Consider the following 11,006-nt stretch of genomic DNA (forward strand, 5'->3'; position numbering starts at 1 on the left):
CCCCCCCCCGGACCGGCGACGTTCACGCCGGGGATGCTCGCGGCGGCCTCGGCCGCCGGGTTGCGGCGGGTGCGGCGGCGCCGGGTGCGCGGCTCGTCGGCCGGTTCCTCGGCCTCGTCGTGGTCGCTGTGGTCGTCCTGCGCGGCGGCCGCGGGCGGCGCGGTGGCGGAACGCGGCGCCTGCGCCTCCGGGGCCTGGAACAGCGGCTGGAAGACGGCGGGGGCGGCACGGCGGGCGCGGGCGGGCGGGGCTTCGGGCTCCGGCTCGGGTGCGCTCTCGGCGGCGGGCTCCGGCGTGTCCGCGGCGGCGGGCTCGACCGGGGCGGGCTCGGCTGCCTCCGTGGGCTCCGCGGGCTCCGGCTCCGCCGCCACCCGCTTGCGGGTACGGCGCGTCCGGCGCGGGGCGGGCTCGGCGTCCACGACCGCGGGGGCCTCGGGGGTGGTGGCCTCGGGGGTGGTGGCCTCGGGCTGCGGCGCGTCCTCGACGGTCGCCTCCGCGGGCTCCGGCTCGGCCGCCACGCGCTTGCGGGTACGGCGGGTCCGGCGCGGCGCGGGCTCCGGCTCGGGCGCGGCCTCGGTGGCCTCGGCCGCGTCCTCGTCCTCTTCCTCCGCCATGAGCTCCTCGGTGGCGGTGTCCGCGACCGCAGCTATGGCCGGTGCGACCTCGGCGGCGTTCCCGGTCGCGGCATCGGCCGCGCCAGCGCTCACACTGTCGGCGGTCGCTTCGTCGGTGTTGGTGTTGATGTCGGTGGTGTCGTCGGTGGTCGTGTTCTCCGCCTCGGAAACGGGCTTCGGCGGCCCGGCGGGTCGGCTCGCGGCCCGACGGCGGCGCCGTGCGGGGGCCGCGGGGGCTTCCGCGGGGTCGGCCGAGGGTGCCTGGGCACCCGTGTCCGAGGTGGTCGCGGCGTCGTTGGATGTGGCGGTGTCGTGCGGCTGGGCGTCGTCGGACGCCGCACCGTTCGGCTCGTTGTCGAGCATGCGGGTCTGTCTCCCGTCACGCTTCCGGGCGCTCCAAGGAGGGCGCCGCACAGAAGCTCGTCTCTCGCTCGCCGCCCCCGCACCTGGCAGGGCCGACGAAAGTCTGTCGGAATGCGCTTCCGGCACCGGGAGTTCCGGGCCGAGGCGTCGACGGCGGTCCGTGGCTTCGGCTCCGCGCCGTGTCTACAGCTCCTCGTTCCCCGTCGAGGTCACCGCATGCTCGGGCGCGAGCGGATCGGTCACCGCGCCGGTCGCGGTGTCGAGCGGCCCCTGCGCCAAGCGGGTCACCGCGGCGGGAACGGGCGGCGCGAGGTCGGCGACCAGGCGAAGACCGGACAGAACGTCGTCGGGTCGGACGGCGGGTGTGGTGTGCCGTACAACCAGTCGCAGTATCGCACAGGGTCGGTCGCCGCTCCCATCGACACCCTGGTGACCTGCGTCAATCTCACCATCGGACGCACGGGGCGCCTGAGACGCGTCCGCCGCGTCCGTCTCACCCACCGCGACCGCCCCGTCGGACGTCCCGCCCGCGTGCAGCGCGGCCACCGCGGCGCGCGCGTCGAAGGCCCGCATGCCGTTCTTGGTCATGCGCTCGACCTCGACCGACTCGGCGGCCAGGAACACCTCGACCGCCTTGCGCGCCGTCTCCGGCTCGACCTCGGGCAGCCGGATCTCCCACACCGAGGCCTGGAGCCGTTCGGCGAGGTTGCCGGGGGCCGCCTCCACGACCTCCAGCACGTCCAGTCCGGGCGGCAGCGAGGAGTCGAGGAGCGCCCGCAGGCCGTCCGGCTCGCAGCGCCGCGCGACCGAGATCTCCAGGTACTCCGCCTCGCTGGCCACGCCGGTCGGCGCGGCACCCGCGTACGACACCTTGGGGTGCGGCGTGAAGCCGGCGGAGTAGGCCATCGGCACCTCGGCGCGGCGCAGCGCCCGCTCGAAAGCGCGCTGGAAGTCCCGGTGGCTGGTGAACCGCAGGCGGCCGCGCTTGGCGTAGCGCAGGCGCAGTTTCTGGACGGCCGGAGCGGGCGGCGGTCCTTCGGGCATTCGGCGTGCCAGGGCTGCTCAGTCCTCAAGTAGTGCGATTCGGGGATGAACTCTGGGCTCCAGAGTACGGGGAGCGCGGCCGCGGCCGGACCCCGCCGTCACCGGCCGCCGCCGCGCAGCGAGCGGGCGACGTCCCGAACGGTCTGGCCGACGCTCTTGCGGGCCTCGCGGATCGCGGCCCGCGTGTCGGCGGCGGCCTGCCGCGTCGCCCGTCCGGCCGAGCGCACTGCGCGGCCCAGGCCTCCTGCCGCCGACTTCACGCCACGGCCGATCGGGGCGAGCACCGCGCGGTACGTGGCGACGAACGGCCAGGCCAGCACGCGCCACAGCTTGACCGCCACGCGTCCGGCCCACCGGCCCGCGTCGCGCGTCGCGCGGCCGACCGGGAGGACGACGTACCGCCACGTGGCCTTGAACGGCCACGAGACCACGCGCCACAACCAGCGCAGGACGCGCATCGCGCGATCGCCCGCCCACACGAACGCGCTCTTGAGCGCGCGCCCGAGTTTGCCGCCGCCCTTGCGCACCCCGCGCCCGAGTTGGCGGAACGGCCAGACGACCACCGCGACCATCCACCGCCCGGCCGTCGCCGTCGCCCCGACGGCCCACGCCAGCGGCACCCGCAACCCGCGTCCGACCCAGCACAGCCCGCGCCACAGTTGCACGAACGGCCAGACCAGCGCGCGTCCCAGCCACACGAACGCGCGTCCGATCCACACGAATGCGCGGCCCACCCAGTCCAATGCCGTGCGCCCGACGAGGCGCAGCCCCCGCCCGAGCGCACACAGGCCGCGCCACGCCTGCCGAAACGGCCACGCCACCGCCGCGCCGAGCACCCGGAGCACCGAGCCCAACCAAGGCCCGAGCCACCGCAACCCCGCCCAGATCTTGATGAAGGGCCAGGCCAGCACCGCAAGGAGCCACGCGAATCCGCGCCCCAACCACGGACCCAGCCACAACAACCCTCGCCCGATCTGCACGAACGGCCAGATCAGCGCCCTACCCAGCAGAACCAGCCCGCGCCCGAGCCACCCGCCGAACCACACCAGCCCCCGCCACAACCACACGAACGGCCACGCCAGCACGCCCCCGAGCCACCGCAGTCCCCGCCCGAACGCGCGAAGCCCCGCGCCCAGTTGCCGGCACACCCACACAAGCCCGCGCCACAACTGCCGAAACGGCCAGGCGATCATGCGCCCGCACCAGCGCAGTGCCTGCCCCAAATGCACGAACGGCCACGCGATCACCCGCCAAACCGCCTTGAGCGGCCCCGCGAGCGCCCGGCCGAACGCCTTGACACCGCCCCAGACCGCCAGCACCGCCCCGCGTACCACCTGGAACGGCACGACAACGACGAACGCGATCACCCGAAGCGGCCACAACAACCACCCGGGTGCCTTCGGCGGGGCGTGCTCGGCCACCGGCTCCGTGGTCGCGGACACATCCGGCGCGCCGTCGCCCGGCTTGGCGAGATCGACGTCCGGCGACCGCCGCGCCCCGGGTACATCCGCACCCGTCACCTCGTGGGGACGCTCGTCCTTTCCGAGCACAACCCGAGGCGGCCCGCCGTCTTCCGCCCGCCCGTCACCGAGCGGTCCCGGACCGGACTCTCCCTGTGTCATACGCCCTCCCCCCGAAAGCCTTGACACCCCCTCAGGACGTGCCGGTCGGACGCGCGGTTCCGCGCAACCCGCGGAACGGTACACGACAGACGAACCATGCCAAACACCCAATCACTCCGGCCGTACACGCCCCCGCGGCCGCTCGGATCAGTCGGACGCGTGGTCGTACGCCTCCCGCGACGTCGCCACGGCCGACTCGTGCCGCTCGGCCCACGCGATGAGTCCCGAGAGGTACTCGTACAACTCCCGGGCCATGTCGGTCGCCTCGTACTCCACCTTCGGCGGCACCGTCGGATACACCGTGCGCGTCAGCAGACCGTCGCGTTCCAGGCCGCGCAATGTCAGGGTGAGCATCCGGCGACTGACGCCGGGGATCGCCCGCTCCAACTCGGTGAAGCGCACAGGACCGTGGTGCGCCTCCATGAGGATGCTGATGCTCCACTTGCCGCTCACCCGATTGAGCACGTCGAGCACCCGGCAGGCCTGAGTCACCTCGGCCGGCTCCGTTACACAGATGTTCCGCTGTGACATGAAAGTGCCTCCTTCCGCGGGCCCCCATGGTCACCCAGCATGGGGCCGTGACAAGAGGTGCCCCAAAGGGCGCGGATCGCACCGACGAACGCAGGAGTAACGATGTCCACGACGCTCGACGAGTCGACGCGCAAGCTGCTCGACGGCAAGAACTTCGCCACCGTGGCGACGCTCAACGCCGACGGCGGACCCCAGGCTTCGGTGGTCTGGTACCAGCGTGACGGCGACACGGTGGTGTTCTCGGCCACCGAAGGCCGCGCCAAGGTGCGCAACCTGCGTCGTGACCCCCGTGTCAGCATCGCCGTCTTCGCCTTGGACAACCCGTACCACTCGATCGAGCTCCGGGGCACCGCCGAGATTGTCCCCGACCCGGCGAAGGAGCTTCCGCTCGCGCTCTCGCTCAGGTACCTCGGCGAGGCCCCGCCACCGGAGCCCGACGAGATCACCCGCGTGATCGTCCGTGTGACGCCGACCCGGGTGAACAGCTTCTCCGTCTGACCGGGACCCGCTCCCGCGCTATTTCACGACGGACAGCGGGAGGAGCTTCTTTCCGGTGGGGCCGATCTGGATCTCGGTGTCCATCTGCGGGCAGACGCCGCAGTCGAAGCAGGGGGTCCAGCGGCAGTCGTCGACCTCGACTTCATCGAGGGCGTCCTGCCAGTCCTCCCAGAGCCAGTCCTTGTCGAGGCCGGAGTCGAGGTGGTCCCAGGGGAGGACCTCGTTCCAGTCGCGTTCGCGGGTGGTGTACCAGTCGACGTCGACGGGGTCGTCGGCGAGGGCCTTGTCGGCGCTGCGCATCCAGCGTTCGTAACTGAAGTGCTCGCTCCAGCCGTCGAAGCGGCCGCCGTCCTCCCAGACCGCGCGGATGATCTTGCCGACGCGGCGGTCGCCGCGGGACAGGAGGCCCTCGACGATGCCCGGCTTGCCGTCGTGGTAGCGGAAGCCGATGGACTTGCCGTACTGGCGGTCGGCGCGGATCGCGTCACGGAGCTTCTGGAGGCGCGCGTCGGTGGTCGCGTGGTCGAGCTGCGGGGCCCACTGGAAGGGGGTGTGCGGCTTCGGGACGAAGCCGCCGATCGAGACGGTGCAGCGGATGTCGCGGTTGCCGGAGACCTCGCGGCCCTTGGCGATGACCTTCTTGGCCATCTCGGCGATTTGCAGGACGTCCTCGTCGGTCTCGGTCGGCAGGCCGCACATGAAGTACAGCTTCACCTGGCGCCAGCCGTTGCCGTACGCGGTGGCGACCGTGCGGATCAGGTCCTCTTCGCTGACCATCTTGTTGATGACCTTGCGCAGCCGCTCGCTGCCGCCCTCGGGGGCGAAGGTCAGACCGCTGCGGCGGCCGTTGCGGGTCAGCTCGTTGGCGAGGTCGATGTTGAACGCGTCCACGCGGGTGGACGGCAGCGACAGGCCGATCTTGTCCTCTTCGTACCGGTCCGCGAGGCCCTTGGAGACCTCGGCGATCTCGGTGTGGTCGGCGGAGGAGAGGGACAGAAGGCCGACCTCCTCGAAGCCGGTCGCCTTGAGGCCCTTCTCCACCATCTCGCCGATGCCGGTGATGCTGCGCTCGCGCACCGGACGGGTGATCATGCCCGCCTGGCAGAACCGGCAGCCGCGGGTGCAGCCGCGGAAGATCTCGACCGACATGCGCTCGTGCACGGTCTCGGCCAGCGGCACGAGCGGCTGCTTGGGGTACGGCCACTCGTCGAGGTCCATGACGGTGTGCTTCGACACGCGCCACGGCACGCCCGAGCGGTTCGGCGCGACGCGCTGGATTCGGCCGTCGTCCAGGTAGTCGACGTCGTAGAAGCGCGGGACGTACACGCCGCCGGTGACGGCCAGGCGGAAGAGCAGTTCGTCGCGCCCGCCCGGCGAGCCCTCGGCCTTCCAGGCCCGGATCACCTCGGTGATCTGGAGCACCGCCTGCTCGCCGTCACCGACCACCGCGGCGTCGATGAAGTCCGCGATCGGCTCGGGGTTGAAGGACGCGTGCCCGCCGATCAGCACGATGGGGTGGTCCTCGGTGCGGTCCTTCGCCTCCAGCGGGATGCCGGCCAGGTCGAGGGCGTTGAGGAGGTTGGTGTAGCCGAGCTCGGTCGAGAAGCTGATCCCGAAGACGTCGAACGCGCCGACCGGGCGGTGCGCGTCCACGGTGAACTGCGGGACGGAGTGCTCGCGCATGAGCTTCTCCATGTCCGGCCACACCGCGTACGTGCGCTCGGCGAGCACGTCCGCGACCTCGTTCAGCACCTCGTAGAGGATCATGACGCCCTGGTTGGGCAGACCGACCTCGTACGCGTCCGGGTACATGAGCGCCCAGCGCACCGAGGCGGCGTCCCAGTCCTTGACGGTCGAGTTCAGCTCCCCTCCGACGTACTGGATGGGCTTCTGCACACGGGGCAGCAGCGGCTCCAGGCGCGGGAACACCGACTCGACGGGCATGGCGCAGCCTCCGGCGGGGGCGGGTGAGAGAGGGGAACAGCCTCCCAGCTTAACGCCTGCCGGAGGCTTCCAGGATTTCGTCGCCGACCGGGCCGACGGAGTCGACGGGGCCGCCGGGCGACGGGACGGTCACGGAGATCGCGGAGGACGGGACAGCGGGCGCGGTGGCGGGCACCGCCTCGCCACCCACCTCCACAGCCGAATCGCCACCCGCCTCCACACCCGTCCCCACACACGTCTCCCCGACCTTGTCCGCCCGGAACACCCACGTGCGGTACCCCCAGAACCGGAACACCGTCGCCACTCCCATCCCGATCACGTTGCCGAACACGTTGTCCGCCAGCAGCGACGTCAGACCGAGCACATAGTGCGAGAACGCCAGGAACGCCATCTGGATCAGGTTCCCGACCTGCGTCACCGCGACAAAGGCCAGCCCCTGCCTGGTGACTTCGCGCGCTCCCCCGTCGCCCGCCCGCTCGCGGTACGTCCAGTACCGGTTGCCGACGAAGCCGACCACGATCGACGCCACCAGCGAGAGCGCCTTCGCGGTGAGCGGCCCGTACCCCGTCTGCGTGCGCAGAAGATTGAAGAAGATCAAGTCGGTCAGATACGCGGATCCTCCGACGACCGCGAATTTGGCCAGTTCGGGGAACATCGGATGCGCGGTGAGGCGCCGGAGGCGCAGGTTCTGCACGGCGGTCGGATTCTGCACGGCGGTCGGTGCCTATCGCTCGGGGCCGAGGGGCGCGGTGGGCCCTCATCCCTGAGGTCAACGACGCGCGAGGCCGTACGGCACTCTCCGAGCCCGGCGCGCAACCGGCACCGCGGCCGCCCGGGTCCGCATACGTCGACGTGTACGCGTGGACCACAAGTACCCGCACACCGCCACGGCCAGCGCCGCGTGCACCGCGAACAGGCTGTTCCCGACCACGAACTGCCACGCGTTCCACCGGAACTCGCGGCCGCCCTCGTGCGGCCCGAGCCAGATGAGCCCGTACGGCTCCAGCGGAAACGACGCGTCCCAGTGGCCGTACCAGTCCAGCCGCATCGGCCAGGCCGCGATGAGGCCCGCGTACAGTGCCGCCCCGACGGCAAGGACCCGGTCGCGCCGCCGCCACGCCAGGTCCGCCGCGAGCACGAGCACCGGAACCGCCCACACCCAGTGGTGCTGCCACGAGATCGGACTCACGAACAATGTGACCCCGGCGCACAGGACCACGCCCAGCAGTTCGAGCCCGCGTACCGACGCCTCCCGCGCGGCCGCCATGCCGCCCACCGCGGCGACGACCGCACCGGCGAGCCATGCCGCCTGCCCTGCCGCGCCCGTCTCGAACACCCGCATGGTGACGCCCTTGAGTGACTGGTTGATGGCGTGCGCGAGCGTGATGACCCCGTTGATGTCGTCACCGACCCACATCGAGTCGAACCAGTACTGCCGGGCCGCTCGCGGAATCGCCGCCCAGCCGACCACCATCGTCGCGGCGGTGACGGCCGCCGCCGTGGCCGCCGCCCGGAAACGCCGGGTGAGCAGTAGATACACGACGAACAGCCCCGGCGTCAGCTTGAGCCCGGTCGCCAGGCCGATCCCCGCGCCCTTGAGACGGCTGCGGTCCGGAAGCGCGCAGTCTGCCAGCACCAGCACCATCAAGAGCAGCCCGACCTGCCCGAACATCAGGGTCTTGTGCACGGGTTCGAGCCACAGCGCCACGGCCGACAGGCCGAGCGTGGCGGCCACCCGACCGCTGCCGCGCCGACGGCCCAGCATCCCGAGCGAGATCCACACCGCCGCGAGCACCGCCGCGTGGCTCAGCGCCGCCATCGCGATCTTGAGGCCGGTCATGCCGAGCGGCAGCGCCACGTAGAACACGAGCGCGGCGATGGGCGGGTAGATGAACGGGCCCGGGAACGGCCCGAACACCTCGGTGTACGCGCGGTCCTGGCCGTGCCGCAGCGACGCCGCCGCGTCGTGCATCGTCGCCAGGTCGAGCATCAGCCACTGGGTGTCGGGATGGGCACGGACCAGCCACACCCACGCGCCGAGCGACAGCGCGTACGCCGCCGCACACACCCCCAGCACGATCCGCCCCGCCAAAAGCCCCGAGTCCTTGAGCCCCGAGTCCTTGAGCCCCGAGTCCTTGAGCCCCGAGTCCCCGTGGTCCGAGTCCCTGAGCCCCGAGTGCCCGCGCCCCCAGCCCCTGCCCAGCGCGCTCACGGCCGCCCCACCGCCATCGGCCCGCCCGCGACAGCCACCGGAGGAACCGGCCGCAGCGTGAACATTTGCAGATACCGCCCCGCCAACGCCCCCGGCCGCGTGAGCTGCATATACGCCAGCCCCGTCTGGTCCGTACTCCTGCGCACCGCCGACCCGATGGCGCTGTTCGGCGTCGTGTACAGATACTCCGCTCCGAGCCGCTTCATCAGCACCGGCACGCGCGACGCCGTCCGGCACTCCCCCAAATCCACCAACACGCGGTCGTAGTCGCGGCCGATCAGCACCAGAGGCAGCCAGTACTGCGGCGTGTCCTCCGCGCAGAAGGCGATACGCGTCCCCGGCGGCAGCAGGTCGACCTTGCGGTACGTCCCCCACACGCCCTCCAGCGACCGCTGCTTCTCCGACCTGCCCAACACCTCGGCCAGCGCCCGGTAGTCGCGCTGCTTCGGGTCCTCCATCGCCTGGAACGTCGAGTACCGCAACTGGCCCGTCAGGCTCGCGCAGGCCACCGCCAGCACCAGCGCGGTCGCCACCGGGACCAGGAACACCGTGCCGCGCGCCGGCAGTCGGCGCACCGCGGACCGCGCCACCACCGCCAGGGCGAGCGCACCGGCCGCCAGCAGCGGCATCGTGTACCGCGAATACCACTGCCCGGGCGCCGCCAGCGTGCCCAGCGCGAGCGGCAGCACCACGCCGAAGGCCGCGCGCGTGTGCCGTCTCCGCACCAGCGCGCGCACCACGAGCAGCGCCGCCGCCGGGAGCAGCACGAGCAGCCACACGAGCCCGAGTTGGCCCGTCCACTGCACGTACCAGTGCTGGTCGCCGACATGCCCGAGGGCCGACCACCACGAGCGCAGCACCACCAGCGGCATGGGCTCGCCGCGCCATTCGGCGGGACGGGCCTGTTCGAGGAGGCCGTCCATGGTCGCGGGCCCGTCGAACGGCCCGACCGCGATCGGCCACGTCGGCGAACCCCAGCGCAGCCACGTGCGCAGGTACCAGAACGACCCGAGCAGCACCGCGGGTCCGAGCACCCACGCCATGCCCGCGACGCGTCCCGGGCGCGTCCCGGGGTCGGCGAAGCGGCGCAGCACCAGCCCGGCCACCAGCGCCGCCGGGATCAGGTAGCCGTTCGCCGCCTTGACCCCCATGCCGAGCGCCAGCAGCGCGCCGGTCAGCAGCAGGGCGGTGCGCGGCGCGAGCCCCGGCGCCCGGTCCTCCGCCTCGGGGTACGCCATCAGCAGCGCGTGCCACACCGCCACCGCCACGCCTGCCCGTGCGATGTCGTTGTACGCCATGTACGACTGGCTCACCACCGTCGGCGCCAGCACCACCAGCGCCGCGGCGCTCAGCGCCGGCCCGCGCGTGGCGTGGAAGCGGCGGCAGATGCCGTACGTCGCCGCGAACAGCAGCGCCACGAACGGCAACTGGGTCAGCCCGACCAGCGCCGTGTCGTGCGTGAACACCGACAGCCACGCGCTGACGGTCTCGGTGTCGCGCGGATAGGTGTCCGCCGCGATCGTCCACCCCAGGTCGCCCGCCTTCGAGGCGTTCTCGATCGCCGGGGCCATCTCCCCCGTCCGCACCCACGCCGCGACCGCGACCAGGTGGTACCAGAGGCTGTCGATGTCGCGGGGCGGCAGCCGCAGCGCGAGGACGAGCGACCGCGCGTACACGAGGACGGCCACCGCGAGCAGCGCGGCGGCCGTCAGAGTGAACGGGTCCCGGACCGGCTCGGAAGCCCCGGCCTTCCGGGGCCGCCACAGCCGGAGCGCGTCGTACGCCGCGAGCAGCCGCGCCCGGGGTCCCGGCAGCGCCGCGCCGAGCGCGATCGTCGCCGCCAGCACGGCGACCGCCCCCGCGAACGCCCCGAACGGGCGGAACCAGCCGACCAGCAGCAGCAGTTTGACCAGCCACGTCAGCTCCAGCAGGCCGAGCGACACGGTGACCGTGGCCAGGTCCGAGAAGCGCCGGGCGCCGATCCCGACGGCCCCCAGCACGGCCGCCGCGACCAGGCAGAGGGTGGCCGGAGCGAAGGCGAGGAATAACGGTGAGTACACGATTGACCTTTTCGCGCCCCGAAGCGCGCGCCACGGAACTCCGGGGCTGGGATGCGGTTCCCGGGCGCGCGGCGGTTCAGTGGCACTGCGGGCGCCGGGTGCGGATCGTCTCCGCCCC

Annotated in this window: 8 protein-coding genes and 1 pseudogene; 1 reads left to right on the top strand and 8 read right to left on the bottom strand. The window is 72.5% G+C overall.

All coding sequences use genetic code 11. From position 1 onward, the window contains the following. The 4 genes and pseudogenes from ACRX5S_RS26545 to ACRX5S_RS26560 form a co-directional block, all read right to left on the bottom strand. Window positions 1-977 (bottom strand): annotated as a pseudogene (locus tag ACRX5S_RS26545) (hypothetical protein); the annotation flags it as partial. Window positions 978-1,160: 183 nt separating this feature from the next. After that, entirely contained in the window at window positions 1,161-2,021 is an 861-nt protein-coding gene (locus ACRX5S_RS26550; RefSeq protein WP_436775624.1) for a TIGR03936 family radical SAM-associated protein, read from the bottom strand. A gap of 98 nt (window positions 2,022-2,119) precedes the next feature. Next, window positions 2,120-3,643, bottom strand: a complete 1,524-nt coding sequence (locus ACRX5S_RS26555) for a hypothetical protein (protein WP_436775625.1) — start codon at window positions 3,641-3,643, stop codon at window positions 2,120-2,122. A 147-nt stretch (window positions 3,644-3,790) separates the two neighbouring features. Further along, a complete protein-coding gene (locus tag ACRX5S_RS26560) occupies window positions 3,791-4,174 on the bottom strand; it encodes a winged helix-turn-helix transcriptional regulator (protein ID WP_436775626.1) in 384 nt (127 codons plus the stop codon). Window positions 4,175-4,276: 102 nt separating this feature from the next. Between ACRX5S_RS26560 and ACRX5S_RS26565 the strand changes: the two genes are divergently transcribed. Continuing rightward, a complete protein-coding gene (locus ACRX5S_RS26565) occupies window positions 4,277-4,672 on the top strand; it encodes a PPOX class F420-dependent oxidoreductase (RefSeq protein WP_436775627.1) in 396 nt (131 codons plus the stop codon). An 18-nt stretch (window positions 4,673-4,690) separates the two neighbouring features. On the opposite strand, the gene ACRX5S_RS26570 is transcribed toward ACRX5S_RS26565, so the two are convergent. From ACRX5S_RS26570 to ACRX5S_RS26585, 4 genes are read right to left on the bottom strand one after another with little or no spacing between them, the layout of a single operon-like run. Further along, complete coding sequence (locus tag ACRX5S_RS26570; RefSeq protein ID WP_436775628.1) at window positions 4,691-6,616, bottom strand: TIGR03960 family B12-binding radical SAM protein; 1,926 nt, start codon at window positions 6,614-6,616, stop codon at window positions 4,691-4,693. A gap of 49 nt (window positions 6,617-6,665) precedes the next feature. Continuing rightward, window positions 6,666-7,328 carry a GtrA family protein gene (locus tag ACRX5S_RS26575; protein ID WP_436775629.1) on the bottom strand — a complete coding sequence of 221 codons (663 nt, stop codon included), beginning with the start codon at window positions 7,326-7,328 and terminating at the stop codon, window positions 6,666-6,668. 57 nt (window positions 7,329-7,385) lie between these two features. Beyond that, window positions 7,386-8,828: a glycosyltransferase 87 family protein gene (locus ACRX5S_RS26580; protein ID WP_436775630.1), complete on the bottom strand. Its 1,443-nt coding sequence runs from the start codon at window positions 8,826-8,828 to the stop codon at window positions 7,386-7,388. After that, window positions 8,825-10,888 carry a hypothetical protein gene (locus ACRX5S_RS26585; protein ID WP_436775631.1) on the bottom strand — a complete coding sequence of 688 codons (2,064 nt, stop codon included), beginning with the start codon at window positions 10,886-10,888 and terminating at the stop codon, window positions 8,825-8,827. Before ACRX5S_RS26585 ends, ACRX5S_RS26580 begins: the two co-directional genes overlap by 4 nt. Window positions 10,889-11,006 lie beyond the last annotated feature (118 nt).

Source organism: Yinghuangia sp. YIM S09857, from assembly GCF_051388915.1.
Taxonomy (GTDB): domain Bacteria; phylum Actinomycetota; class Actinomycetes; order Streptomycetales; family Streptomycetaceae; genus Yinghuangia.